The 25,913-nt window shown below is 62.3% G+C and carries 28 protein-coding genes, 1 tRNA gene and 1 other RNA gene; 10 read left to right on the top strand and 20 right to left on the bottom strand.

Annotated elements, in window-relative coordinates:
• Positions 1–14 precede the first annotated feature (14 nt).
• From frr to ACH2EI_RS01520, 9 genes are all read right to left on the bottom strand, one after another.
• Positions 15–572 carry a ribosome recycling factor gene (gene frr / locus ACH2EI_RS01480; protein ID WP_395153047.1) on the bottom strand — a complete coding sequence of 186 codons (558 nt, stop codon included), beginning with the start codon at positions 570–572 and terminating at the stop codon, positions 15–17.
• A gap of 40 nt (positions 573–612) precedes the next feature.
• Positions 613–1,350 carry a UMP kinase gene (pyrH, locus tag ACH2EI_RS01485; protein WP_395153048.1) on the bottom strand — a complete coding sequence of 246 codons (738 nt, stop codon included), beginning with the start codon at positions 1,348–1,350 and terminating at the stop codon, positions 613–615.
• A gap of 268 nt (positions 1,351–1,618) precedes the next feature.
• Positions 1,619–2,407, bottom strand: a complete 789-nt coding sequence (gene tsf / locus ACH2EI_RS01490) for a translation elongation factor Ts (protein WP_395153049.1) — start codon at positions 2,405–2,407, stop codon at positions 1,619–1,621.
• A gap of 6 nt (positions 2,408–2,413) precedes the next feature.
• Positions 2,414–3,448, bottom strand: a complete 1,035-nt coding sequence (gene rpsB / locus ACH2EI_RS01495; RefSeq protein ID WP_395153050.1) for a 30S ribosomal protein S2 — start codon at positions 3,446–3,448, stop codon at positions 2,414–2,416.
• A gap of 196 nt (positions 3,449–3,644) precedes the next feature.
• Positions 3,645–4,166: a murein hydrolase activator EnvC family protein gene (locus ACH2EI_RS01500; protein WP_395153051.1), complete on the bottom strand. Its 522-nt coding sequence runs from the start codon at positions 4,164–4,166 to the stop codon at positions 3,645–3,647.
• Positions 4,167–4,242: 76 nt separating this feature from the next.
• Entirely contained in the window at positions 4,243–5,004 is a 762-nt protein-coding gene (locus ACH2EI_RS01505; protein WP_395153052.1) for a FliA/WhiG family RNA polymerase sigma factor, read from the bottom strand.
• On the bottom strand, positions 5,001–5,873 hold the full coding sequence (locus ACH2EI_RS01510; protein ID WP_395153053.1) for a tyrosine-type recombinase/integrase: 873 nt from the start codon (positions 5,871–5,873) through the stop codon (positions 5,001–5,003). Before ACH2EI_RS01510 ends, ACH2EI_RS01505 begins: the two co-directional genes overlap by 4 nt.
• 78 nt (positions 5,874–5,951) lie before the next feature.
• Positions 5,952–7,073: a DNA-processing protein DprA gene (dprA, locus tag ACH2EI_RS01515; RefSeq protein WP_395153054.1), complete on the bottom strand. Its 1,122-nt coding sequence runs from the start codon at positions 7,071–7,073 to the stop codon at positions 5,952–5,954.
• Positions 7,070–8,590, bottom strand: coding sequence for a YifB family Mg chelatase-like AAA ATPase (locus tag ACH2EI_RS01520; protein ID WP_395153055.1), 1,521 nt, complete (start codon positions 8,588–8,590; stop codon positions 7,070–7,072). The genes dprA and ACH2EI_RS01520 overlap by 4 nt, the downstream gene beginning before the upstream one ends.
• Positions 8,591–8,778: 188 nt before the next feature.
• Here ACH2EI_RS01520 and ACH2EI_RS01525 point away from each other — a divergent pair, with 188 nt between their 5' ends.
• Entirely contained in the window at positions 8,779–9,189 is a 411-nt protein-coding gene (locus tag ACH2EI_RS01525) for a hypothetical protein (protein WP_395153056.1), read from the top strand.
• A gap of 15 nt (positions 9,190–9,204) precedes the next feature.
• Here ACH2EI_RS01525 and ACH2EI_RS01530 read toward each other — a convergent pair whose 3' ends face one another.
• The 4 genes from ACH2EI_RS01530 to ACH2EI_RS01545 all read right to left on the bottom strand — a co-directional run bounded on the left by ACH2EI_RS01530 (position 9,205) and on the right by ACH2EI_RS01545 (position 13,521).
• Positions 9,205–9,807, bottom strand: a complete 603-nt coding sequence (locus ACH2EI_RS01530) for an ATP-dependent Clp protease proteolytic subunit (protein ID WP_395153057.1) — start codon at positions 9,805–9,807, stop codon at positions 9,205–9,207.
• Positions 9,808–9,971: 164 nt separating this feature from the next.
• Positions 9,972–11,108 carry a PLP-dependent lyase/thiolase gene (locus ACH2EI_RS01535; RefSeq protein WP_395153058.1) on the bottom strand — a complete coding sequence of 379 codons (1,137 nt, stop codon included), beginning with the start codon at positions 11,106–11,108 and terminating at the stop codon, positions 9,972–9,974.
• A gap of 124 nt (positions 11,109–11,232) precedes the next feature.
• A complete protein-coding gene (locus tag ACH2EI_RS01540) occupies positions 11,233–12,762 on the bottom strand; it encodes a pyridoxal-phosphate dependent enzyme (protein WP_395158918.1) in 1,530 nt (509 codons plus the stop codon).
• Positions 12,763–12,858: 96 nt separating this feature from the next.
• Positions 12,859–13,521: a DUF2461 domain-containing protein gene (locus tag ACH2EI_RS01545; RefSeq protein WP_395156384.1), complete on the bottom strand. Its 663-nt coding sequence runs from the start codon at positions 13,519–13,521 to the stop codon at positions 12,859–12,861.
• A gap of 132 nt (positions 13,522–13,653) precedes the next feature.
• Between ACH2EI_RS01545 and ACH2EI_RS01550 the strand changes: the two genes are divergently transcribed.
• From ACH2EI_RS01550 to ACH2EI_RS01560, 3 genes are all read left to right on the top strand, one after another.
• Entirely contained in the window at positions 13,654–16,101 is a 2,448-nt protein-coding gene (locus ACH2EI_RS01550; RefSeq protein ID WP_395156386.1) for a helicase HerA-like domain-containing protein, read from the top strand.
• A gap of 10 nt (positions 16,102–16,111) precedes the next feature.
• A tRNA-Leu gene (locus tag ACH2EI_RS01555) sits at positions 16,112–16,185 on the top strand.
• A gap of 77 nt (positions 16,186–16,262) precedes the next feature.
• Positions 16,263–17,177 (top strand): endonuclease/exonuclease/phosphatase family protein, encoded by a 915-nt coding sequence (locus ACH2EI_RS01560; RefSeq protein ID WP_395158920.1) that lies wholly within the window; start codon positions 16,263–16,265, stop codon positions 17,175–17,177.
• Here ACH2EI_RS01560 and rdgB read toward each other — a convergent pair.
• The 5 genes from rdgB to ACH2EI_RS01585 all read right to left on the bottom strand — a co-directional run bounded on the left by rdgB (position 17,140) and on the right by ACH2EI_RS01585 (position 20,947).
• Positions 17,140–17,730, bottom strand: coding sequence for an RdgB/HAM1 family non-canonical purine NTP pyrophosphatase (gene rdgB, locus ACH2EI_RS01565; protein WP_395156390.1), 591 nt, complete (start codon positions 17,728–17,730; stop codon positions 17,140–17,142). The genes ACH2EI_RS01560 and rdgB overlap by 38 nt on opposite strands.
• Positions 17,731–17,738: 8 nt before the next feature.
• Positions 17,739–18,497 (bottom strand): ribonuclease PH, encoded by a 759-nt coding sequence (rph, locus tag ACH2EI_RS01570; RefSeq protein ID WP_395156392.1) that lies wholly within the window; start codon positions 18,495–18,497, stop codon positions 17,739–17,741.
• Between the two features lie 77 nt (positions 18,498–18,574).
• Positions 18,575–19,378 carry a glutamate racemase gene (gene murI, locus ACH2EI_RS01575; RefSeq protein WP_395156394.1) on the bottom strand — a complete coding sequence of 268 codons (804 nt, stop codon included), beginning with the start codon at positions 19,376–19,378 and terminating at the stop codon, positions 18,575–18,577.
• Positions 19,379–19,485: 107 nt separating this feature from the next.
• Positions 19,486–20,466 carry a PLP-dependent cysteine synthase family protein gene (locus ACH2EI_RS01580; protein ID WP_395156396.1) on the bottom strand — a complete coding sequence of 327 codons (981 nt, stop codon included), beginning with the start codon at positions 20,464–20,466 and terminating at the stop codon, positions 19,486–19,488.
• Between the two features lie 82 nt (positions 20,467–20,548).
• Positions 20,549–20,947 carry a Mov34/MPN/PAD-1 family protein gene (locus ACH2EI_RS01585; RefSeq protein ID WP_395156398.1) on the bottom strand — a complete coding sequence of 133 codons (399 nt, stop codon included), beginning with the start codon at positions 20,945–20,947 and terminating at the stop codon, positions 20,549–20,551.
• Positions 20,948–21,049: 102 nt separating this feature from the next.
• On the opposite strand from ACH2EI_RS01585, the gene smpB reads away from it, so the two are divergent.
• Both smpB and ssrA read left to right on the top strand, forming a co-directional pair.
• Positions 21,050–21,565 (top strand): SsrA-binding protein SmpB, encoded by a 516-nt coding sequence (gene smpB, locus ACH2EI_RS01590; RefSeq protein WP_395156400.1) that lies wholly within the window; start codon positions 21,050–21,052, stop codon positions 21,563–21,565.
• A gap of 93 nt (positions 21,566–21,658) precedes the next feature.
• Positions 21,659–22,050: a transfer-messenger RNA gene (ssrA, locus tag ACH2EI_RS01595) on the top strand.
• 49 nt (positions 22,051–22,099) lie between these two features.
• On the opposite strand, the gene ACH2EI_RS01600 is transcribed toward ssrA, so the two are convergent.
• The gene (locus ACH2EI_RS01600) at positions 22,100–23,233 is read right to left on the bottom strand and encodes a tyrosine-type recombinase/integrase (protein ID WP_395158922.1); all 1,134 of its coding nucleotides are present in this window, start codon (positions 23,231–23,233) and stop codon (positions 22,100–22,102) included.
• Positions 23,230–23,799 (bottom strand): hypothetical protein, encoded by a 570-nt coding sequence (locus ACH2EI_RS01605; protein ID WP_395158924.1) that lies wholly within the window; start codon positions 23,797–23,799, stop codon positions 23,230–23,232. The genes ACH2EI_RS01600 and ACH2EI_RS01605 overlap by 4 nt, the downstream gene beginning before the upstream one ends.
• A gap of 71 nt (positions 23,800–23,870) precedes the next feature.
• Between ACH2EI_RS01605 and ACH2EI_RS01610 the strand changes: the two genes are divergently transcribed.
• The 4 genes from ACH2EI_RS01610 to ACH2EI_RS01625 all read left to right on the top strand — a co-directional run.
• A complete protein-coding gene (locus tag ACH2EI_RS01610; protein ID WP_395158926.1) occupies positions 23,871–24,089 on the top strand; it encodes an excisionase family DNA-binding protein in 219 nt (72 codons plus the stop codon).
• Entirely contained in the window at positions 24,086–24,313 is a 228-nt protein-coding gene (locus tag ACH2EI_RS01615; protein ID WP_395158928.1) for a hypothetical protein, read from the top strand. The genes ACH2EI_RS01610 and ACH2EI_RS01615 overlap by 4 nt, the downstream gene beginning before the upstream one ends.
• Positions 24,310–25,122, top strand: a complete 813-nt coding sequence (locus ACH2EI_RS01620) for a bifunctional DNA primase/polymerase (RefSeq protein WP_395158930.1) — start codon at positions 24,310–24,312, stop codon at positions 25,120–25,122. Before ACH2EI_RS01615 ends, ACH2EI_RS01620 begins: the two co-directional genes overlap by 4 nt.
• The coding region (locus tag ACH2EI_RS01625) for an AAA family ATPase (protein WP_395158932.1) at positions 25,119–25,913 on the top strand (795 nt) is incomplete at its 3' end. The genes ACH2EI_RS01620 and ACH2EI_RS01625, both read left to right, overlap by 4 nt.

Consider the following 25,913-nt stretch of genomic DNA (forward strand, 5'->3'; position numbering starts at 1 on the left):
TTTCCCTCAGCTTCTCAGACTTCGATCAGTTCGTGCTCTTTGCGGCCGAACGCAGCGTCGATTGCCTCAACATGTTCGCTCGTGACCTTGTCGAGCTCTTTTTCGGCGCGGGTGAGCTCGTCTTCGGAGACATCGCCCTCTTTCTGTTCGGCTTCCATGTCCTTGCGGGCGTCGCGGCGAATATTGCGCAGCGTAATCCGGCCTTCTTCGGCCATGTTCTTGGCCACCTTCACGTACTCCTTGCGGCGCTCCTCGGTGAGCTGCGGGAGCGAGAGGCGAATCGCGATGCCGTCGTTGTTCGGATTGACACCGAGGTCACTCTCGCGAATTGCCTTCTCGATCGCCTCGAGGGATGAACGGTCGTGCGGCTTGATCAGTAGCTGCCGTGCCTCAGGCACCGAAATCGACGCGAGCTGCTGGATCGGCACAGGTGCGCCGTAGTACTGGACGGTGATGCGCTCGACGAGTGCCGGGCTCGCCCGACCGGTCCGCACCGTGCCGAACTGGGACTGGGTGTGTTCGACAGCCTTGTCCATCTTGTCCATGGCTTCGAGCATCGTGTCGTCAATCACGATAACCATCGTACCCAGGACAGGCGAGTCAGGCAGCGCATCATGCGTGAACGAGCGTTCCTTCGCTGCCGCCCTGCACGATGCTCCGCAACGAACCGGGTTTCGACATGTCGAACACCACGATGGGGATGTCGTTGTCACGGCAGAACGCAATGGCCGTTGAGTCCATGACCTTGAGGTCTTTCGTCATCACTTCCATGTAGCTCACCGAGTCGTACTTGATTGCATCAGGGTTCGTGCGCGGGTCAGCGCTGTAGACCCCGTCGACGCCCGAGTGTGTTCCCTTGATCACCACTTCGGCTTCGATTTCGGCGGCGCGGAGCGCGGCAGCTGTGTCGGTGGTAAAGAACGGGTTGCCGGTGCCAGCAGCAAAGATGACGACGCGGCCCTTTTCGAGGTGGCGGACAGCGCGACGCCGGATGTAGGCCTCGGCGATTCGCGGCATCTCGATAGCCGACTGCACTCGCGTTTCCTGCCCCTGACGCTCGAGCGCATCCTGCAGTGCGAGTGCGTTCATCACCGTGCCGAGCATCCCGATGTGGTCGCTCTGTGTCGGATCCATTCCAGTCAGCGAACCCGTTCGTCCCCGCCAGAAGTTGCCCCCGCCGACGACGACAGCAACGTCCACACCGAGGTTTTGGCGCAGATCGATAATCTCCGCTGCAGTCGACTGGAGCGTGGCGCCGTCGAGCCCCACGCCAGACTCGCCCGCCAATGCCTCACCTGATGGCTTGAACACGATTCGTTTGAAGCTCGGACGTTGTTCTCGTTGCGTCATTCAGTGTCTCCGAAAGCAGTTGGGTCGGGCGCGAAACAGCCCCGCCGAACGTACTTGACGCGCAGCGGGGCTGTTCAATAATTCAGGTATTCATTCCGAATCGAGTGGCGATCCAGAACTCGGCTCGCTGATTCGGGATCAGATCGTTCGAGGCCAAGGCACGATGATTCGGGATCAGATCGTTCGAGGCCAAGGCACGATGAACCCGAGTTGGCCCTTGCCAACGAGTGGTGAGGCGTAACGCAGGGATCGAGCGATTTGGACCGAATCAGCCGATTTCGACTTGAGCGAAGGCGATGATGGAGGCGGAGCCGATGAACTGGCTGACCGACTGCTTGTCGTCTTTTGCGTACGGCTGATCGAGGAGTGCGACGTCTTTGAAGAAGCCGCCGATCCGACCTTCGACGATTTTCTCAAGTGCAGCCTCAGGCTTGCCTTCGTTGCGGGTGATCATGGTGAGCGTCTCGCGCTCGGCTGCAACGACCTCGGCAGGGACGTCGTCGCGGTTGAGGTACTTCGGACGAGCGAATGCCACGTGGACTGCAACGTCGTGAGCGAGGGCCTGCGTGCCATTGGCGATCTCAACGAGGACACCGTTGACACCGCGTCCGCCCTGAATGTGCTGGTAGCTATCGAGGATGTTTCCCTCGGCGGCTTCGATGCGGGCGACTTGGCCGATGCTGATGTTTTCCTTCAGCGTGACCTTGAGTTCCTCAAGATTGGTCTGACGCTCGGAGATCGCATCGACGCCCTTCGCAGTCACGAGTGCAACAAGTGCGTCGGCCTCAGCCTTGAACAGGTCAGAACCGGCGCTGAAGTCGGTCTCGCACTTGAGCTCAACGATGGCGCCAACGTTGCCGCTGATCGCCATGCTGACCACGCCCTGAATGGCGTCGCGGTCTTCGCGCTTGGCGCTGGCGGCCAGGCCCTTTTCACGGAGCCATTTTTGGGAGGCCTCCATGTCGCCATCGTTCTCTTGCAATGCCTTCTTGCAGTCCATCATGCCGGCGCCGGACGCTACGCGGAGCGCCTTCACGTCTTGTGCGGTGAATTCCATCTGTGGTCAGCCTTCCGTGGTCTCGGCGGGAGTCTCGGCCTCGGCAGCTGCCGGGGCTTCCACAGGCGCGGTCTCAGCCTCGACAGCTGCCGGGGCTTCCACAGGCGCGGTCTCAGCTTCAGCAGTTGCCGGGGCTTCCACAGGCGCGGTCTCAGCTTCGGCAGCGGCTTCCTCTACAGGTGCAGCTGCGGCGGGGGCGGCAGCAGCCGGCGCGTCCTTGGCAGCAGAGAGCTTGGCATCGCGTGCCGCCTGCTGGGCAGCAGCGGCGTTACGAGCGTCTGCCTGCGCTGCTTCGAAAGCGGCGACTTCTTCGGGGGTCTTCTCGACAACCGGTGTGGGTGCGGGGTTGCGCTTGTTCGCAATAAAGCGGCCTTCGGCAACGGCGTCAGCGATGACGCGAGCAAAGAGGCTGTTCGAACGGATCGCGTCGTCATTGCCTGGGATCGGGTAGGTGATGACTTCCGGGTTGACATTGGTGTCAACGACAGCGACGACCGGGATACCGAGCTTGCGAGCTTCGGTGACGGCAATGTGCTCTTTGTTCGTATCGAGCACGAAGATCGCGTCGGGCGCCTTCTTCAAGCTGCGCATACCACCGAGGTTGCGCTGCAACTTGATCATCTCGCGCTCCAGGAGAAGTGCTTCTTTCTTAATCATGACTTCGAACTCGCCCGACGCCTGCATGCGCTCGTATTCGAGCATCTTGTTGACGCGCTTGCTCATCGTCTCGAAGTTGGTGAGCATGCCACCGAGCCAACGCTCGTTCACGTACGGCATGCCGCACTTGTCGGCGTAGCTCTTGATCGGGTCCTGGGCCTGCTTCTTGGTGCCGACGAACAAGATGTTGCCGCCACCGGCGACGAGATCACGGACGTACCCGTAGGCCGTCTCGACTCGACCGAGCGTCTGCTCGAGGTCGATGATGTAGATGCCAGCGCGCTCACCGAAAATGAAACGCTTCATTTTCGGGTTCCAACGGCGGGTCTGGTGGCCGAAGTGTGCTCCGGCTTCCAACATCTGACGCATGCTGATAACAGCCATGAGTTGCTCCTTGTGCGGTTAATCCCGTCGGCCGGCGCCCGTTTTTTGGTCGGGCGACCGCTTACTTGACCGTCGAGACAGTGATTGGTTGTCGATTCGGATGAATCGACCGAGACAATGATAGCTGCGCCCGAGCGCATCTCAACGCACGCTTGCCCAGTGTCGCGGCCGAGTTCAAGCCGAGTTCAAGCCGAGTTCAAGCCGAGGGGCGGCAGCGCCAGACTGGTGGTGGCGCCGACCGTTGTGGGGAGCCGTCGACGGGTACGAGACGGGGGGAGCCAACAGCGCGCCCGAGGTAGGGCGTTGGATCTCGATATTCACCGCCGATCCGCAGGCCGAAGTACATCCGGTCTGTCGCACGGCCGATCTGCGATCGGGCCGTCACCCGGTCGCCACGCTGCAGATCGGACGACGTCAGCTTGCCGTAGGTGATTTTCCACCCGTTGGCATGTTGGACCACGACGTACATGACGCCAGTAATGGTTCCGCTGTAGGTGACGGTGCCGGCGGCGACAGCGCGTACCGCCGTCGATGGAGTAACCCCATACTCGATCCCCCGGTGGCCCACGCAGTACCAACAGGTCGGCGCACGAAACGGATCGACAACCGTTCCGCTGACAGGGGGGCGCCAGCATGGCGACGCCATTGCAGACATGGGCTGGACCAGCATCAGCCAGACCAGAGCAATCGTGGTGACACAGACGACGCGTTGTCGCATGATGATTCCTCTCGACAGTCGGATTCCGATGGACGCCGGAGCGTCGAGAGGGGCCGCACGGCCCGAGAGGTTCGAATCAGGTGAGACCGGCGGCCGACATGCGCGACCGAAGATGCAGCACTGATTTGGTGTGGATCTGCGAGACGCGGCTCTCGGTGACGCCGAGTACTTCGCCGATTTCAGCGAGTGTGAGGCCTTCGTCGTAGTACAGCGACAGGACCAACTTCTCGCGTTCGGGAAGCTTCTTGATCTCGTCGCGCATGATCAGGCTCAACTCACGTTCTTCGACAACTGCCAATGGCGAGCCGGACACGGCATCATCGGGAGCCGACGGTTCGGCGCCTCCCGCAATCGCGCGGTCAAGCGGACCGATCGTCGTCCTGGCGATGGCCGACAGCCATTTGGTCAGATCTTCGGGGGTGATGCGCAGATGCTCGGAAAGCTCTTCGTCGGTCGGACCCCGACCCAGTTTGTGTTCGAGTTCAGAGATGGCTTTCTCAACGTTGCGGGCTCGGCTGCGGACTGAGCGGGGAACCCAGTCGAGTTGTCGCAAACCGTCGTAGATCGCGCCACGAATTCGCGGCACCGCAAACGTCTCAAACTTGACGCCAAAATTGGTATCGAAGCGCTCAATCGCGTCGATGAGGCCGAACATGCCAGAGCTAATGAGATCGCCCGAGTCGACACTGCTTGGCAGACCAGCGCCCACACGACCCGCAACAAACTTGACCAGCGGCGAGTAGCGAACAATCAGATGATCGCGCGCTGCGAGGTTTCGCCGGTTGACCCAGCGCGCCCACTGCATCTGGAGGTCTGCGTCTTCGGGGACAATGCTCATGCTCTGGGGTGGGCCTCGCGGTAGGCGGCCGAGAGTCGTTCTCGACTGACGTGAGTGTAACGCTGAGTGGTTGCCACGTCTGCATGGCCAAGCAACTCTTGCACGGCTCGAAGATCAGCGCCTCCATCAAGGAGATGCGTCGCGAAGCTGTGACGCAAGGCATGCGGATGCGTTGGAGTAGGTGAACGTCGGTCGATGATCCGTCTGACATCACGCGGCGCCAATCGTTTTCCGCGTTCGTTGCCGAACAAGGCGTCGCCCTGATCTGGCGTGACGACGTCTGCCCTGGCCTCAAGCCAGCGGCGCAGCGCACGCACCGCTGGCTCACTGAGTGGGACTCTGCGTTCCTTGCTGCCCTTACCCCAGACGGTTGCGGCGCCGACGGCCAAGGCCAACGAGGAGATGTCCATTCCACACAATTCGCTGACGCGCAGCCCAGATCCGTACAGCACTTCGAGCACGGCGTCGTCACGAGTACGGCGCCATTCGGGCTCGTCGTCACTGACCGCTCCGTCGAGCAGGCCAGAGATTTCTCGGCTGTCGAGCACACGAGGCAAGCGGCCGTTGCCGGCTGGCACGGAGACGCCGCTCGTCGGGTCGACTGTTGCGAGACCGTTCGCCACCGACCACTTAAAGTAGCGACGAATCGCAGCGACCTTCCGCGCAATAGTTCGGCGGGCAAACTGTCGCGTCGTGAGATGAGCGAGATATCGCCGAATAGTTGCACGAGTGACTCGACCCGGATCAACAAGGTCACTTCTGCTGCACCATTCGCAGAAGAGACGCAGGTCTGATGTGTAGGACACGACCGTGTTGTCCGACAACGACGTCAGCGACACAGCAAAGTCGTCGATACGCCAGGAGTCCACGGCCGGAATGGTATTGCCCCTCGGCAACCAAATTTAGGATGGTCTGCCCATGGCGCGTCGCAGCTCGAAAAGACCTCGTCATGTGAGGTCAGCCCATTCATCGACGACTTCAAACCAGCCACCATTCTCGATGAGCCATCCGTCCCGTTCGAGCCGCGCCAACGCCAGCGCCAACTCACCGATTGCGAGACCAGTGGTGAGCAGCAAACTGTCGAGAGTCCGCGGTTCGTCGCGGCACGCCACAACGATGTCTGTCTGGGACCCGCTTGGCTGCGGACGAGCGTCGAACCGCTGCCGTCCTGCTCGACGGCCGTCGAGCCCGAGGGCCATCAGAATGTCCGCCGTCTCGAGCGCCGATTGCACGCCGTCGGAGATCAGCGCGTTGGTTCCGGCCGACGCCCGGCTGTTGACCGCACCGGGAACCGCCATCAGAACGACCGATCGGTTGATCGCCTCGTGCACGGTGATCAGGGACCCGCCCTTCTCCCGACTCTCCACCACCACTAACACTTCACAAAGCGCAGCGAGGATCCGATTGCGCAACGGGAATCGGAACGCGTCGGGACGGGTGCCCGGAGGCCACTCCGAGATCAGCACACCGCGTTCAGCCACCTCGTTCCAGATGTCCGTGTTCTGCTTTGGATACGGGATGTCCAGCCCATTCCCGACGATGCCAACGGGTCGGCCGCCGGGAGCATGCAGTGCCCCACGGTGAGCGGCAGCATCGATGCCGCGCGCCAACCCCGACACGACGACGATTCCGGCGCCAGCCAGTTCAGCACCGAACCGAGCTGCAGTCGCACGACCCTGCTGTGTTGCGTTGCGTGTGCCAATGATCCCGACCCGCCGCGAATCGAGCACGGATAAATCACCACGCACGAACAACACCGCAGGTGCGCCAGGATCACCCCGCAATTGCGCCGGATAGCTCGGGTCCGATTCGCCGATGACCTGCACACCGGCCGCAGCACAGATCGCCGCCCATGATTCTGGCGGCCGCTCAGCGCGCTGCTGACGCCAGAGCCTTGCGAGCCCTTCGTTCTTTCGAAAAATCGTTGCCAGCACCGGGGACGGAGCCGCGGCACCAGTCGCCATGTCGAACGCCTCAGCCGGGCTGCGGTCATGGAGAACGTGCCGCAGCCGATTCGGGTTCATCAGCTGCAGCCCGGCGAGCGCAGCGAGGTGGCCGTCGGCGCTCATGCAACTCGTCCGATGCGCATCGTGGTATCCAGCGAGGCTCGGAGCCCGAGCGCGACCTGAATTGCCTCTTCGTCGATCTGTAGTTGCGCAGAAGACCGGAGATCGACGATCGACCGCGCGACCCGTCTGATCCGGTGGTACCCGCGCGCACTGAGGCGATCGTGTTCGAGTTCGTGCCGGAGCACGGCCCGCCCTGCATCATCGATCGGCGCGAACTCGTCGAGCCGACTGCCCGACAATCGGCTGTTGAGGCAACCCTGCCGTTCCTCGGCCAACTTGCGAGCCTCTGCGACGCGCCGAGCCACCACTGCGCTCGATTCGCCGGGCTCATGGCTCAGTAACTCCTCGACCCCGGGACGGTGGACGTTGACGCGCAGGTCGAAACGGTCGAGCAGGGGCCCGGACAACCTGCGGACGTAGCGCTGCAGGTGCACATCGCTGCACTGGCACGCCCCTGGAGCCCCTCCCCCACATGGGCACGGGTTCATCGCTGCGACAAGGAGGAAGTCGGCCGGGAGCCGAACATGAATTCGCGCCCGAGACACCGTGATGTAGCGATCTTCCAACGGCTGCCGCATGTTGTCGAGGACTTTGGGCGCGAACTCGGCAATCTCATCCATAAAGAGGACGCCACAATGTGCCATTGACACCTCGCCCGGTCGCACAGTGCTCGACCCGCCACCGACGAGCGCTACCCCCGATGTGGTGTGGTGCGGAGCTCTGAACGGCGGACGCGTGATCAGCCCACCGGCCGGGAGTTGCACGCCGGCTGCCGAGTTGACCATCGTGGCCTCGAGGGCGCGCTCGCGATCGAGGAGCGGCAACAACCCCGCGAGGCGAGACGCCAGCATCGTCTTACCTGCGCCCGGTGGGCCAACCATCAGCAGATGATGGCCACCCGCTGCGGCGATTTCGAGCGCTGTACGCGCGTGTGGCTGACCCTGCACATCGGCGAGGTCGGGAATGAACACGACCTCGACGGGCGGCTCGGGCGCCTCGTGGTCGGGCCACGGGATAACACCGTTCAGCACGGCGACGAGTTCACCGAGGCTGTCGATCAGACGGACCGTTCCGAGTGCGGCCACGCGCGCTTCAATGGCGCTGCCAATCGGCACGACGACGTCGTTCTCGCCGAGCGCTCCGACCATTGGGGCGACCCCGGGGACTGGCCGGAGCGAACCGTCGAGACCGAGTTCTCCAATGAATGACAGCCTCTCGACCGACTCGGGTGGCACGGCGCCGCTCGCTGCCAGAATCCCGATGGCGATGGCGAGATCCATCGCTGACCCTGACTTCGGCTGATCAGAAGGTGCAAGGTTCAATGTGACCTTGATCGTCGGGAACTGCAGCCCAGTGCTCAAGATCGCGGCGCGAGTTCGGTCACGCGCCTCGCGCACGGACTCGTCGGGCAGACCACCGATACTGAAGCCGGGCAGACCTTTACCCACGTGAGCTTCGACTCGTACGGGATAGCCCTGTGCCCCAATCAGCACTGCTGATGAAATCGACGCGAACATGTCGCCTCCTCGGTAACGCGGCAGAGCCGCAACTGGCTACGAGGAGGGGCTGACCGGCCCGACAACGGTCGACGCCCGCAAGCGCACGTCGATGTAATCAATACTAGCGATCCGGTGTCACAGTCGGCGCGCCTGCATGTCAGGCGCCGTGTCTGGTCGCCGTGGTTTCATGCCAACGATCTGCAACAATGCCGACTGTGCGCGCCTCGTTGATTCTGCTTCCGATCGCGGTCACGCTCGTCGGCTGCGCTGGCAGCGACGCCGGAAGCGCCGAGCGGTTCTGCGGTGAGATTCAACTGCATGCCGAACTGCTCACCCAACCGAGCCTGCAGTTCGAGGACGACATCGAACCGTTCCTCGATCTGTACCGAGAGATTGGAAAATTGGCTCCGCTTTCAATCGAACCGGAATGGGATCAGCTTGTCAGCGCCTATGAGACGGCGAGCACCGTCGTGCCCGGCGACCCAGATTCACAACAAACTGCGCTCTCTGCGATTTACTCGACCGAAAAATCAGCGGCTGCTATCGACCGGTGGCTCGAAAAAACCTGCGCGGTCGACATCGGCCCGGTGTTCACGATCGTCGCTCAGGAGCGCTGAGCGACGATCTCTCGATCAGAGGATCTCGCCGCGCTTGCGGATGACTTTGTCGCAGAGTCCGTACTGCTGCGCTTCTTCAGCGGTGAACCAGCGGTCACGTTCGGAGTCGGCCTGAATCTGCTCAACTTCGTTGCTGGAGTGGAACGCGATCAGTTCGGCCATGCGCCTCTTGGTGTAGCGAAGCTGCTCAGCCTGAATCTGGATGTCGGACGCCTGGCCACGCAGACCGGCCAGCGGCTGGTGCATCATGACGCGAGCATTCGGGAGCACATAACGCTTGCCCGCTGCACCGGCCGTGAGGAGGAACTGCCCCATCGAAGCCGCAAGGCCCAGGCACACGGTGGCGACGTCACAACCAACGAACTGCATCGTGTCGTAGATCGCCATGCCAGCGGTGACCGATCCACCGGGGCTATTGACGTACAACCAGATGTCGGCGCTCGGATCTTCGCCTTCGAGGTACAGCAGCTGTGCGCAGATCTGGTTGGCGATGTCGTCGTTGACATCAGAGCCGAGCATCACAACACGGTTTTTCAGGAGTCGATCGAAGACCGCTGAGCGCTGGTCGAAGCCGCCTTCGAGTGCGAAGGGAGCCTGCGGGGTGGAGAGTTCCGACATGCCGCTCAGGCTATCGGGAACACGTCAGGGCACTGCTGCTGTCCGACCGCATCACTGATTGATCTTTGCCACTCCTGTGCCCTGATCTGTGCCACTCGTTTGCCTTGATCTGTGCCCGCACGAGACACAAGAGAACGGCGCCGACCAAGACTCGCTCCCGCCGCTCAGCGGGTGACGCCGCTCAAGACGACAACGACATTCTCGTTCGGTGCGATGTCGCCACGCACCGTGAGTAGCCCGGCGAGCCCGGCGGCACCCGTCGGGCTCACGTTGTAACCAGCTTCGCGAGCGAGGCGGTGTGCTGCTTCGATATCGGCCTCAGACGCGACCACAGGAACACCGCCGTTGCGGCGCATCGCTTCGACCACACCAACCCAGTCGTAGGTCTCGTCATCGAGAATGCCGTCAGCCAGCGATGACGGACGCTCCCAGACGGTCATTGCCTCGGCCCACACCTTGGCGACGGAATCGGCGCCGGTCGATCGGTTCCATGCACGCTCGAGCGGTGCGCAGCCAACGGCCTGAACCCCGTACAGCGGAACGGTCCCGTGGACCGAATCGAGCCCCTGGCTCGTTGCTGCAGCGAATGCTCCTCCCCCGACTTGAATGAAGAGTCGATCAATGTGTTCGCCGGGGAACTGTGTGCCGATCTCCCAGCCGAGCGTTCGGCCACCATCGAGACAGAGCGCGTTTTCCGGCCCCTGCACGGTAAACGGGACAGCCCCAGCGGCGACCGCATCGCGGAATCGGAACATCGCAGGGTCGCCAGGCGGATCATCGTCACGCCGTTCGCTGCGGTGCACCCGCGCTCCGAGCGCATCGAGACGGTCACCGAAACCATCGCCCATCCAGGTCGGGACGTACACGTCGATCGGCCACTCCGCGGCCTTCGCCAACGTGGCGGCAGCCAAGGCTGCATTTCCGCACGATGCAATGGCGAGCGGTGGCCGTTTGGCGAGGTGCCCCAGCCGCTCGGCAGCTCGAAGGTGCAGCAAGATCGAGAAGAGGAAGCGGGCCTTCTGACTGCCGCCCACACCCCCGGTTTCGTCTTTGACCCAGACGCCACCCTCAGCCGACATTCCCAGTGCATCGGACAAGACAGCCGATCGTTCGAAAGGTGTGACGACGAAGGTTGCACCGTCGACCGCCTCGATCGCTGCGTTCAGTTCGCCAACGAGGCAAACTCGGTCATTGGCTGACATGCCGTGAGCATCGGCATACGCCGCCCACGCCAGGTGCAGGTCGGCTGCGACGAATGTCGAGTCGTCGTCGACCAACTTGACCGGCGAGTCGTCGTGCATGATCTGCAGGACATGACGCGGGTCATGAGCTGACGCGTTCGGACATCTGAACGGCATCGGTGTGGAGATGGGCAGCTCAGCGCTGCAGGTCGCGCAACGCCAGCCCGTGACGTTCACGAGTCGCTCAGGTGCCGTCGGCGACGCGAGCGTTGAAGTCGTCGATCATGCCGTCCCAGATAGCGGTATACCGACGAAGACCGCGCCAGAAATCTTGTGAACGACGAGCCTCGAACAGGTCGAACGGCGTGCCCTGCTGCTCGACCCACGTGTAGTAGCCGAGGTTGAACAGGCGACGGCGATCGAGGTCGGTGCACTCGATCATGTGATCGGTGGACGCCGCAGCAAGGTGTTCGCCGACAGCGGCAGCGGCATCGGTCGTGGTGAACTCGTTGCCGTACTGCCGTTCCAACAGCTTGGCCCGCTCACTCGGGTAGAGCGCCGCACCATCGGTGGCGACCGTGATCAGGGCCTGGTTCTCGCCGAGGTTCAACAGCTTGGCCGTTTTGATCGCTGCAAGAACGTTCGCGATCGACGAGAACCCGAAGTGTTCGAGCTTGTCGACGAGACTCTGCGACACGCCCATCGACTGGGCGAGGTACGCACGCCCAGCCTCAGTGTTGAAAGTCAGATCCAGCTCGTCGGTCGCTTTGTCGGAGATGCCAACGACAACATCGGTGTTCGCGATGTTGTGGATCAGCGGGATGTGCTTGTCGCCGATGCCCTGGATGTTGTGTTCGCCGTAACCGTTCTCGAGCATCGTCGGGCATTCGAGCGCCTCGACAGCGACAATCTTTGCCCCGTACTCCTCTTTGAGCCGGTCGCCAGCGGCGATCGTGCCAGCCGAACCGGTGGCCGATGTGAAGGCCGCGAGTTCGAGTTCACGTCCGACCAGAGCGTATTCAGCGCGCACCGTCTCAAAGACGTGGCTGAGCGCTCGGCCAGTGACGTTGTAATGGCCGAGGTGGTTGCCGAATTCAGAGAACTGGTTGAGGATGAAGTTGCCTGGGTCTTTGGCCAGTTCGTTACAGGCGTCGTAAATCTCTTTGACGTTCGACTCGGTGCCGTGAGTCTTGATGACGTCTTCTTCGGGGTTCGCACACCACTCGTCGAGCCAGTCGAAACGCTCTTGACTCATGCCTTCAGGCAGGATTGCCACACCGCGACTTGCCATGATTTTAGAGATTGCAATGCCGCCGCGGGCGTAGTTGCCAGTCGATGGCCACACGGCGCGGTGCACCGTTGGATCGAACTGGCCCGTGACGACGCGCGGAGCGAAACACGAGTAGGCGGCCAGCACCTTGTGGGCCGTAATCATCGGGAACCGGTCGCCGAAGACCACAATGATCGGGGACGCGACGCCGGTCAGGACCGAGGGAAGTACCACATGCTCGGGCACATCGACGCGGTTGCCCTGCAGGTCGTTGTACCAGTGGCATCGCCAAAGGTTGCGGGCATCAGGGCCCTGTGGGTCGGCGTCGCCGACTTTCTCATCGTGATCGAACGTCGACGGATCGGCCAGCTGAGCAAAGGTTGGCAGCGTGATGCCCTGCTCGCGGAATCGCTGGATGCTGTTGGCCAGCGCCTCTTCGTTGACAACGCGGTCAGCAAGACCGAATTGGTTCTCGAGCGCGTTGGTCGTTGCGGGGTCAGTCATCGTCACCTTTACATTCTGTCAAATTTTCCGACCGGCACCCAACACCAGACTGTGGAATCTCAAAGTCTTTCATTCAGACAGACCAAACCGCCTCGCTCAGAAGGGGCGGTCGGTGGGAGGGGCGGTCGATGGACCCACGTGAGAGTCGAGCCAGTCGGTGAGTGGCTTGGCTCCCTCCCACATCTCGCGAATGCGTTTGGCAGCCTCCTTGGTGTGGATCCATTGTGGGGCACCGAACTGTTTCGCCGCCAGACAGCCCTTCATCCTGAGTAGCTCGACACGAGGGTGGTCCTTCGGGTAGCCGCGCGGCGCCGTCTTGAGTTCGTCGATTGCTGTGACGTTGAAATTCTTCTTGCGCATCGCAGCCACGATCCCTGCCAGTTCATCGCCAGTGGCGCCTGCGTCGATCAGGTCCCTGAACCTCTTGAGTTGATCTTTGGCCATCGAGTAGTACCCAGTGCCGACCATCAGCCCTTCTGATGAGAACTGCATGTAGTAGCCAGATCCGGCTTCGAGCTCGCCGTACGCTCCCTGGTGGGTTTTGTACGGCGGCTTGTTTTTCGAGAAGCGGAGGTCGTTGTGTGGACGAAACATGTGGAACGGGCCAAAGTCGGCGAGCTCGTCGGTCAACGCCAGCATCGGTTCTTTGACGTGCTCGACGAATCGATGTTTGTTGTCGTGCCAGAACACCTTGGAATTGTCGGCTGCAAGCTGCTCGTAAAACTCGATGCCCTCGGTCGAAAACCCGGTGAACGCCATGGCCGCGATCGTAGATCCCCGCCACTCCAGCCGCCTCCCCTCCTCCGTTCCCCTCCTCCGTTTTCATGAGCTTGTTGCAGTCAGTGACTGCAACAAGCTCATGAAAACGGGGGGCGCACTACTCTGCGGCGGATGGCAGATCTCTTCCTGGGCGGCACCATCGACCCCGCGACTCACGAACGCACCGGCACATCTCATGGCGATGACGTAACGAACCACATCACTGTGGCCACCGACAACCTGACGACGCATGGCGTGATCGTCGGGATGACCGGCTCAGGAAAGACCGGCCTCGGTTTCATCCTGATCGAAGAGGCGCTGAGAGCAGGGCTCCCGGTCATCGCGATCGACCCCAAGGGCGACCTCACGAACCTCTGTCTCACGTTCCCCGATCTCGCCCCGGGCGATTTCCGTCCGTGGATCGACGATGCCCAGGCAAAGAACGCCGGCCAGACACCTGACGAGTTCGCAGCAAGCCAGGCAGCGCTGTGGGAAAAGGGCCTCGGTGGATGGGGCCTGAGCGGTGCCGACATCGCCAATCTGAGAGCGACGACCGACTTCACGATCTACACACCGGGTTCGCAGTCGGGTGTGGCGCTGAACATCGTTGGTTCGCTCCAGGTTCCGACTGACCTCAGCGATGTTGAAGTCGTTGGCGACGAGATCGAGGGTTACGTCACCGGACTGCTCGGCTTGGTCAGCGTCGATGCCGACCCGCTGTCCAGCCGCGAACACATCCTCATTTCCAACCTGATCAACCATTCGTGGCAGTCGGGCAAAGCAATCGATCTGATGACGCTCGTCGGCCAAGTCGCTGCTCCGCCAATCCGCAAGCTCGGGGTCTTCGACATCGATCAGTTCTTCCCCGAATCCGACCGCATGGGGTTGGCAATGAAGCTCAACGGTTTGCTTGCTTCGCCCTCATTCGCGGCATGGGGCCAAGGCGCGCCGCTCGACATCCAGTCGATGATATATTCGCCGGCCGGGAAGCCCCGGTGCGCCATCATCACGACCGCGCATCTCTCTGACACCGAGCGCCAATTCGTCACCTCGCTTGTCTTGTCAAAGCTGGTCACGTGGATGCGCGCGCAGAGCGGTACGACCGGCCTGCGGGCGCTGCTGTACATGGACGAAGTAGCTGGCTACCTGCCGCCGACCGCCAACCCGCCGACGAAAAAGCCGATCATGACGCTGATGAAGCAGGCCCGCGCATTCGGAGTCGGCGTCGTCCTGTCGACGCAAAACCCCGTCGACATCGACTACAAGGCACTCTCGAACACGGGCACCTGGATGATCGGTCGGCTTCAGACCGATCGCGACAAAGCACGCCTGCTCGACGGGATGTCATCCGCCGCTGGTGGTGTCGACATTCAGGCGGTTGGCGACACCATCTCGGGCCTCGGCAAGCGCGAGTTCATGCTGCGCCGCGCTGGCAAGGACACGCCGGAGGTTTTTACGACTCGCTGGGCGATGTCGTACCTCCGTGGGCCGATGACGCGCGATCAAATCCAACAGATAACGAGCGACACTCCCGGAGGCGGGGCGACTGCTGCCACACCAGTGGCCATGTCTTCGCACGCCGCAGGACCTGCTGCTGCCGCCCCCGCAGCCGCTCCCGAGTCAGCCCTTGGCGACGACGAGTCGGCAATCATGCCCGAGGTCGCGCCTGGTGTTCCCGTCCGCTATGTCGATGTCGCCGCGCCGTGGCTTGAAGCTGTCGGCGGTGATGCCCGCGGCGAATCTCGCGCCGCGGCCGTCGTGGCTCGCGTCAGCCTGCGGTACGACGAGACGAAGGCAGACCTTGTGCACGACGACGAGTACGAAGCGGTGCTGTTCCCGATCCACGAGCAGATCGACGCAACACAAATCGTCCAGGTCGACTACGACGACCGTGATCTCCGCACGGATGCGCCCGACGGCGCCGCATACCGCCTTGCCGACGGGCCAATCAAGAACAAAACGTTCTGGACACAAGTCGAGCGTGATATCAGAGATCAGATCACTCGTACCCTGACACTCGAGCTGCCAACCAACGTCGACCTCAAGCTGTACGGACGGCCCGGCGAGGGCACCGATGCGTTCGAGGCGCGCTGCCTGAAGATCGCTCACGACAAGGCCGACGAGGAGATCGCGAAGCTGCGCGACAAGTACGAGTCAAAGGCGTCGACGCTGCGCGACAAGATCGAAGCTGCCGAAGACCGTATTGAAGAACTCGAAGAGCAGACGAAGAGCAAGCGCAACAGTGAGCTGCTGTCGACGGCCAGCTCGGTACTTGGTGGGTTGCTCGGCGGCCGCAAAAGCAAGGGCGGGTTGCTCGGCGGCCTGCTCGGCAAGGCCGGCACCGCAGCGCGCCGCCGCGGCACCACCACGGCGTCGGCCGGTCGCCTCGAAACTGCCGAGAACAAGATGCAGCGCCTCGTCGACCAAGTCGAAGACCTCGAAATCGAACTCGCTGACGACGTCATCGAAATCGACGCCAAATGGATGGAGACGGGCAAAGCGATCACCAGCCTCACCGTCGGCCTGGAAAAGACCGACGTCAAGGTCACCCAACTCGTCCTGGCTTGGCTGCCCGTATGATCTTGAGTGCGCCGACGTAGCCCAATTGGCAGAGGCACAGGCTTTAGGTGCCTGTCAGTGCGGGTTCGAGTCCCGCCGTCGGCACTAACCTCATCGAGTGAAGTCCAGCAGCCTGGCGCGGGTGATCGAGCTGGTCGGCTGGCTGATTACGGCGTCAGCTGGTGGTTCTGCTGACACAGGCAGTGGGCTGGAACGGTTCCACGCAGCTCGCGGCGCTGCACGCGTTGTCGCCGTTTCTCCTCGTGGTCACGATCCCCGCCGCCGGTCTGGCCTGCTGGAGGAAACGGCATCCGCTTGCGATCATGACAAGCTTCGTCGGCGCGGGGTCGCTGCTTCTTGCGTTCCCGCTCGTGTTCACTCCCGACCGCCCCGCACCCGACCCCACTGGCACCGAAGTGTCGGTTGCTGCGGTCAACCTGCTCTTCTCGAACCCGGTCGTCTTCGACGCAGCGGATGACCTGCTGATCCGCAACGCTGATGCGATCCTGTTCAGCGAATACACCGCTGAGCACCAGGCTGTGCTGCGCGCACATCCGCTCGCTACGGCGTATCCCCACAAAGTCGAGCGCGACGGGTCGTTCGCCAGCGGGATCGCGCTCTGGAGCAAGTACCCAGTCGCTGAGAGTCAGCGACCTGCGACGGTGCACTCCACCCTGAACATCTTGATGTACGGCCCCGATGGACCAATCCGAATCTTTGGTGTGCATCCACCGACGCCGATCTTCACCTTCGACGGGTGGATTGCCGACCTGGAGACCTTCGGCGAGTTGGGGTCCGCTGCGACGGAACCGACGCTGATCGTTGGCGATTTCAATGCCTCGTACTGGCACCCCGTGTTCCGGGACCTTCTCCGACGCGGCCTGTCAGATGCACACACGACACACGGACAGGGATTTTCGAACTCGTGGCCAACCGACAAGTTCTTCCCCGCCTTCGTTCGGCTTGACCATGCGCTCACCGGGAATGGACTCGTGTCGACGTCTGTCCACGACTTCACCGTCCCGGGGAGCGATCATCTCGGCTTCGTGGTCAGCGTCGTCAGCGTGGTTCCAGCTCGCGTTGTTCCAGGTCGCTGAGTAACTGCCGAAAGGCGCGCCCGCGATGCGAGATCGCGTGCTTCGCATCAGCGGTCATTTCGGCAAAGGTCAGACCCTGGCCCTCGTCGGGTTGGAAGATCGCGTCGTAGCCGAAGCCGACGTCGCCACGCTCCTCAGTTGAGATCGTGCCTCGGCAGACACCCTCGACAGCGAGCTCGGATCCGTCCGGCCAGACGATCATCGCGACCGTCTTGAACGCCGCACCACGCTCGACGACCCCGTCGAGTTCGGCCAGCATCTTGTGTCGATTGTCGGCGTAGCTACAGCCCTCGCCCGCGTAGCGAGCGGTGTACACGCCAGGCCTCCGGCCAAGGGCTTCGACTTCGAGGCCCGTGTCGTCGGCAACAGCAGGAAGTCCGGTGGCCGCAACGATTGCAGCCGCTTTGAGCCGCGCATTCCCAACGAGTGTGTCTGCGTCTTCGACGACATCCGGAACCTCAGGCGGCCTCGGCAGCAGATCAACAACACCGGCCAGGAGTGCTTGGATCTCGGCAACCTTGTCAGGGTTCGCCGATGCGCAAACGAGTTGCATCAGTTGGCTCAACGTGCGGCGCGGGGCGTCGGGGCGTCAGCCACCAGCGCCGTCTGCGCGTCGCTGATCGTTGCGAGCCCACCTTCCGCGAGGCCGAGGAGCGCGTCGAGCTGAGCGCGCGAGAACGTCATGCCTTCGGCGGTGCCCTGCACTTCAACGAAGCTCGCGTCTCCCCCGCCGACCGGGCGGAGCATCACGACGTTCATGTCGACTTCAGCAACGCTGTCTTCGACATACGGGAGGTCGAGCACCGGCTGACCGTTGACGATGCCGACGCTGATCGCTGAGCAGAACGAGTGGAGCGGGTTCTTCGGGATGCCACCACGTTGCACGACGCGTTCGAGTGCATCGTGGAGCGCAATAAAGCCACCACAGATCGAAGCGGTGCGGGTGCCACCGTCGGCCTGCAGGACGTCACAGTCGACGATGACCTGACGTTCGCCAAGTGCCTCCATGTCGCAGGCGGCACGCAGTGAGCGGCCGATCAGACGCTGAATTTCGATGGTCCGACCCGACTGCTTACCCTTGGCGGCTTCGCGGTCGATGCGCTCAGGCGACGCTCCCGGCAGCATCGAGTATTCGGCGGTGACCCAGCCCTTGCCGGAGCCGCGCATCCAACGCGGCACATCTTCGTCGATGCTTGCGGTACAAAGCACCCGGGTGTTGCCGAACGACACGAGGACCGACCCATCGGCCATCTCGGTGAAGTCTCGTTGGAACGAGAAGGGGCGAAGTTCGTTGTCGGAGCGGCCGTCGGGGCGAGTCATGTCCGTGAACGTACCCGCTGTATCGACGCGCACCGAGGGACCCGTCGCCAATCAGGTCGACAATCAGGTCGACGTACTCAGCGGGGCGGTGGCCATGACTCGGTTCGGTCGAGTTCTGGGCCGAGGAGTTGACAACCGAGCTCGCGGAACACATCGATGTCGCCGCTCGATACGAACCGGTGGCGGCTCCGTCTGTCGACGGCGCGGAGCAAGCCGAGCTCGCCCAACGTCTGCTTGAGCGCGAACGCCGTCTCGTCCGCCGAGCTGACGAGGGTCACGCCGTTGCCCATCACGTCACCGATCGTCCTGGCCAGGAACGGGTAGTGCGTACAGCCGAGCAAGAGTGCGTCGACGTCGGCGTCACGGATCGGTGCGAGCAGTCGTTCGGCCAACACCGTGACCTCGTCGCCAACCGTCTGTCCACGCTCGACAAATTCGACGAAACCGGGGCACGCGGCGCTCGTCAAACTGACGGGCGCGCCGGTCGCTGCTATTGCCTGGATGTAGGCACCCGACGACACCGTTCCAACGGTCCCAATCACACCGACGCGGCCCGTGGTGGTCGTCTGGACGAGGGCACTGGCTCCAGGCCGAACCACGTCAATGACCGGCACATCCAATTCGGCGCGTAGCTCGTCGAGGCCAGCAGCTGTTGCGGTGTTGCAGGCAACAACGATGGCTTTGGCGCCGTAGTCATGAACAAGACTGTGAGCAAGTTCGCGAGCGAAGCCCCGAACATCAGCGAGCGGCTTCGAACCATATGGATACCGACCGGTGTCGCCGATGTACACGAGATCCTCTGCAGGCAGGAGATCCATGGCAGCTCTGGCGACGGTCAGGCCACCGAAGCCCGAGTCGAACATCCCGATTGGCCCATCCACCGCGCTGATCGTAGCCATTCCGCAGCGTGCGGGCAGTCAGCCAGCGCTCAACGCCCGTGTACGTGAGAGGCGGGCCGGTTCGATACGCGGTGGCGCAATCATCTCGCTCAGAAGTAGATGATCTTCTCGGCGTTGGCTTCAGCGACGTCGAGGTCGTCGGTGTACGCGCCGGTCGACAGGTACTTCCATCCGCCGTCGCACACGATGAACACGATGGTGCCCGACTCGATTTCTGATGCCACCTTGGCCGCGCCAGCCAGTGCTGCACCCGCAGAGATGCCGGCAAAGATGCCGCACTCGCTGACCAGCCTGCGCGTCCATTCGATTGACTCTCGCGGTCGAACCACACGCTTACGGTCAAGCAGGTCGTAGCCGTTCCAGTTCTCAAAGACAGGTGGGATGTATCCCTCACCGATGTTGCGGAGACCTTCGACCCGCTCACCCAACGGCGGTTCCACGGCGATGACTTGGATGTTCGGGTTGTACTGCTTCAAGAAGGTACCCGTGCCCATCAATGTGCCACTCGTGCCGAGGCCAGCAACGAAGTGTGTGATGTCAGGGACGTCGCGCACGATCTCAGGGCCAGTGCCCTCGAAGTGGGCACGCGGGTTGGCGTCGTTCGCGTACTGATACGGGAAGTACCACTCCGGGTGTTCCGCAGCGAGCGCAGTGGCGCGCGATACCGCACCGTTGGAGCCTTCTTCACCAGGCGTGAGGATGATCTCAGCGCCAAAAATCTCGAGCATCTGTCGACGTTCGATCGAAACGCTCGTCGGCATCATGATCTTGATCGGGTAGCCCCTCAACTGGGCGATCGCGGCCAGAGCGATACCGGTGTTACCCGACGACGGCTCGATGATCGTCTGCCCCGGCTGCAAGCGACCGTCGGCTTCAGCAGCCTCGATCATGCTCTTGGCAATGCGGTCCTTCACCGAGCCAAACGGATTCTGCATCTCCATTTTGGCGAGGATGCGTACGTTCGGATTCGGCGACAGGTTCGAGACGTCGACGACCGGCGTGTTGCCGATCATTCCGAGCACATCTGTGTGCATCGTTACGGGCATCGCTGGTGCGGTGATATTCATCATTCCTTCCAACCTGGCCGATTCGGAACCTATTCCCGACCTAACCAGTAAGGATTGTACGACGGGCCTGAAGAAGATGCCCGACTCAGCTGATACTGATCTGCTCTTCGAGAATCGCTCCGTCGACGATGCGATAGCTGCGCACCTCAGGCAACTCTCGCTTGAGGCTCACGATCACGTAGTGCCAGTTCGGATCTACCGCCGCCGAAACGTCAGTCGGGCTCGGGTACGGCTCGGAGTGGGTGTGGCTGTGGACCACGCCGTTGATCTCCCAGTCGAGGTCTTCTGCTGCCATCTCGGCGCGCATGAAGTCTCTCGGGTTCACCGTGTAGACCCGGGCAGACTGGTCATCGTTGCGACATGGTGTGAATGTCGGTGCCCGGTCAGGTGTCGGACCGGCGAGCAGCCCACACATCTCGAGTGGGTATTCGTCGAGGGCGAGGCCGACCATCGTGCTGTACGCATCACGTGAGATCTCGATCACGCGACTCAGGGTAGGGCCGATCGGCCGGCGACCGCGCGTGCCCGACGTCGACGAATAAGTCCTGCCCCAGCGATCGCGGCGCGCCGATACCCTGGCATCCGTATGGCAAAGAAGGGCAAAAAGACCAAGAAGGGGTCGAACAAGGACGACGGCCTCACGCTGATCGCTTCGTACAAGCGCGCCTACCGCGACTACGAGATTCTCGCCACCTACGAGGCGGGCATGGTCCTCACTGGCAGTGAAGTCAAGTCGTTGCGCGAGGGGAACGCCCAAATCGCTGAGGGCTACGCCCGCGTGCGTCGCGGCGAAATGTGGCTCGACGGCATTCACATCCCGCCGTACACGAACGCGATCGGTTTCGGCGCCCACGAACCCAACCGTGAACGCAAGCTGCTCCTGAACCGTGCCGAAATCGACAAACTCGAAGCGCGCACCGCTCAGGGTGGGCTGACCATCGTGCCGTTGCGGCTCTATTGGAAGGACGGTCGAGCCAAGCTCGAGATCGGGCTTGCCAAGGGCCTGACCAAGGGCGACAAGCGTCAGAGCCTCGCCGAACGCGACCACGATCGCGAGATCGAAACAGCGTTCAACCGCGCTGCCAAGTACGACAACAACTGATCGTCGGGATTTACGGCCCACTCTCACGCACCCCGTGAACAAAGCGTGAACGCACCCAATCAGCAGCTATCGTTGTCCTGACATATTGATCACGGGGCTGACAGGATTCGACGTCAGTAACGCTGTTCGAGTTTGCAACCCGAGTTTCTCAGACTCGTAAAACGGGGAAAAAAACACAATTGCCGTTGATAACGACAATTTCGTTCTCGCCGCCTGATTTTTCAGGTTGAGAACGAAACATCGTGAGCAGAAATGCCGCACGGGGCCACTCCACCACAGCCCGGCAACAGAAGTGGGGGATGACGGCAGGAAAGACTGCTGACGGCGAGAAAGATCGCTGACATGTCGGAAAGACGATGCGTGGTAGGCCTTGAGCCTGCAGCCGACCCGTCGGTGTCTCAGCGTCAGAGTCAATACCGGGAATGGTTGTAGCAAGTTCGTCCACCGGCTGAGGGACGGGGGTTCGATTCCCCCCAGCTCCACTTAATAACACCAGGTCAGAGCGTTATCGGCTCCGTCATGGTCACGAAATGGTCACGTTTTGCCACCGAGCGCAGAACCGAGGACATCGGCGGCAAGCTGGTCGTCCTGAGCGGTCACGTGTTGGTATACCCGCATCGTCACGGCGATGTCGGCATGGCCGAGCCGCTGAGAGACGACCTTGACCGGAACTCCGTCGCGAAGCATGAGCGTGGCCGCAGTATGTCGAGCGTCGTGCAACCGGATCACCGGCAGGCCAGCCGCTTCACACGCCTTACGCCACCACCGGGTGACCGTCTCAGGGTGTGGAGGTTCGCCGAGCGCATCGACGAAGACGAGCCCCGTGTCGATCCACGCCGCGCCGGCCACCAGTCGCTCCTCGTTGGTTCGTTTTCTCCACGCCCGAAGAACGTTGATTGTTTCGGCGTCGAGCCGAACGACCCGGTTGCCAGCCTTCGTCTTGGGTTCACCGGTCACGACCTCGCGTGCCACAACTCGCGTGCTAGCGATCGTTGCTCGACCGTCGTCGAGATCCAGATCGCGCCACCGGAGGCCGCACAGCTCGCCACGGCGCATTCCTGTGGACAGCGCAAGACGCCACATCGGGAATGGACGATCGTCGGTAGTCGCCGCCAAGAATCGGGTGGCCTCGTCGGCCGTCCACGTTGATTGTTCGGGCCGGACACGTGCAGGCAGTTCGGCGTCGGCCGAGACGTTGTACGCCAGCCGCTTGAGCCTCACAGCGTCACGGAGCGCCTTCGACAACACTCCCCCAGCGTTCGCGACAGTCTTCGCTGACAGCGGTGCGCCACCGACGCCACCGGAACTCAGCAGCTCGCCATACATGACTTCGACCGCCGCAGCGTCGAGCGCAGCCAGTTGGTACTCGCCGATCAACGGAACCAGCCGACGGTTGACGACCTTCTCGTACCCGACGATCGTTGATGGCCTCAGCGTTGACCGCTTCGACGGGAGCCAGATGTCGACCAGATACTCGGCGACCGTGCCGCGCATCGGGCGGACAAACGATCCCTTGCGCGATTCTGTGCTGACCTGATCAAACTCTGCTTGTGCCGCCTTCTTCGTTGGGAACCCACGCCGCTTGAGCTGCTGACGCTTACCAGCGACCGCAGGGAGTTCGACGACGAAATACCATGTGCCGCGCTCGGCGTCCTTCTTGACCGTCATCGCTTGGGCCTAGTGCCGTCGAGGAGCCCGGCTGCTCGAGCCTTTGCTATCCGTTTGGTAGCTGCTGATCTACTTACGCCGAAGTGTTCGGCCACCGCTTGAGTAACAAAATCGCCTGCATTCCACGCCCGTCGGTAGATCTCTGCTGCTACCTGATCTTGTTCGGGCGTGACCTCGGTTCCCCGGCGTGGCCCAAGCCCGGCGAACTTCGCCCAAAGTTCGTGTCCCTCGCCTGCTTCGGTCTGCTCCGTCGCCCGAGCAATGAGCACCTTCCGAGACTCGTCGATCATCGTTCCCAGGGGAAGGCTGCGGATTAACGACGCCGACACCGGTTTCCGGTTGTCCATGAGCGGGCCGTGGACGATCAGGAGCTCCTCTGGCTCCGCCCGCACTTCGTCCTTTCGGTAGCGCCAGGTGATTTGCACCTCCCAATATCCGCTCGGGTTGTTCGTCAGCTGAGCGCCAGGGGGGAGTAGAGCAGCGCACGTGATGGCTGCAGCTTCGTCCACGGCGAAGCCACCTGACATGAATCGCGCGACAACTCGATGATTTTTGAAGTTCGCCATGCTCCGAACCCTAACAGTGAACGGAGCGTCCTGCACTGTCTACTCCGTTTAATTCACCCCATAATTGTCTTATGCCCACCGTTCCAGACCCAAAAGACCGACCGACGCTCTCGGTCCACGAGTACGCCGCCCTCATGGAAGTCGGCTTATCAACCGCATACGCGTCGATCGAGGCCGGCCAGGTACCAGTGATCCGAATCGGTCGCCGCATCCGAATCCCCACAGCGGCAGTCCGGCGAATGTTGCAGCTCGACACCGCCTCTGAATCGTCACTCAGCGGTGCAGCATGACCGGCCCCAGCGCCGCCGCCGCCGATGCGACAAACATCGACGACGGAGCAAAAGCTGACGATCTGGCTGATCGCTCTCATCGTACCAACGCCGGCAAGTCGCTCGATCCGAGAGTCTTCATTGCCCGTGAAACGGTATGCCCGCTCGCCTGCAGCGCCAAGCCCGGCCACTGTGCATGGAACTGCGCCCCGCTCAGCCTCCGTGAAAACGAGATCGCGGCATGAGCGACCTACTCGACCACGCCCTCATGTACGCACGCGCCGACTGGCCCGTGTTCCCGTGCAAACCGACCGGTTCCGCACCGCTCACAAAGCACGGATTCCACGACGCCAGCACCGACCCCGACCAGATCACGAAGTGGTGGACGAAAAACCCGACCGCGTCGATCGGCGTGCCGACCGGTATCGCGTTCGATGTGCTCGACATCGACCACCACGACTTCGGCGAGGGGGTGGCCGATCTACCCGACTGTGAAACCGAAGGCGGGCCGATCGCCCGATCCGGTGGCGGCAACTGGCACCTCTATTTCAAGCCGACCGGCATCGGTCGACGTATCCGATTCTCCGAGCACTGCGATTGGCTCGGCACCGACGGTTACGTCTTAGTGCCGCCGTCCGGTCACAAGTCTGGCGGCACGTACAAGTGGTTCACCGACGCGCTACTCGACCTCACCGATGCACCAGCCGCGTTGATCGACGCAGTGAATGCGAGCAGGGCACCGAAGCCCTCTCAGACGCTGCGTGCGCCTCTCTCGCGACGGCTAGCAACACCTGCGGGCTCGTGGAGCGCATCGGGCCTAATCGCACGCGTAGCGACCGCACCGGACGGTCAACGCAACACAGTGTTGAACTGGGCAGCGCACGCCGTTGGTGGTGATGTCCACCGAGGCAAAACGAACACCGCCGACGCCCTCGCGGCTCTCGACCAGATCGCAACGGCTGCAGAACGATCCGGACTCGACACCAACGAAGTTGACCAGACCATCGTGTCCGGATACACCGCAGGCCTCGCCGGAAAGAAGGTGGCGGCATGAGCGAACGATTCGGCCAGCTCGCGACCGTCGAGGACGACCAGCCGACCAACATTGCAGAATCGTTCGAGCGCATCGACCTCGCCGCCGTGCTTGCTGGTGATCTCAAGCAGCCGGAACCGACACTGCTCTACCGGTACGGCGACGACATCCGTTCAGCGCTGATCTACGAGGCAATGGTGAACGGCGTACACGGCGACTCCGGCACCGGTAAATCGTGGATCGCTGTCGCCGCCATGAAAGAACGAATGGCCGTCGGCGAGAACGTCATGCTCTTCGACCTCGAAGACACACCCGAGTCCGTTCTGTCGCGGCTGATCCTGATCGGTGTCACGCACGACCAGATAGTGCAGCACCTCGACTACCGGCGGCCAACCGAACCGTTCGGGCCGTTCGAAATGGCCGAACTGCTCGCGACGATCAAAACCGACAACGTGCGCCTGGTCGTTATCGACTCGCTTGGCGAAGCATTCGGCACCGAAGGCATCAACGAAGACCGCGACAACGAAGTTGGACCGTGGCTGCGAGCAGTGGCCCGACCACTCGCCGACGCCGGCCCCGCCGTGTTACTGGTCGACCACTCCACGAAGTCGAAGGACGGCCAACAGCTCCACCCCAGCGGATCGAAACGCAAGCGTGCAGCGATCGGCGGTGCGTCGTACCTCATCGAATCCGTGACGCCCTTCGTGAAAGGTGGCAGCGGACGATTACGAGTCATCTGCGCGAAAGACCGCCACGGCACCTACCGGCGCGGTGAGCACGTCGCGTGGCTCGACATGAACACCGCACCAGAC

This window comes from Ilumatobacter sp. (assembly GCF_041688325.1).
Lineage (GTDB): Bacteria > Actinomycetota > Acidimicrobiia > Acidimicrobiales > Ilumatobacteraceae > Ilumatobacter_A.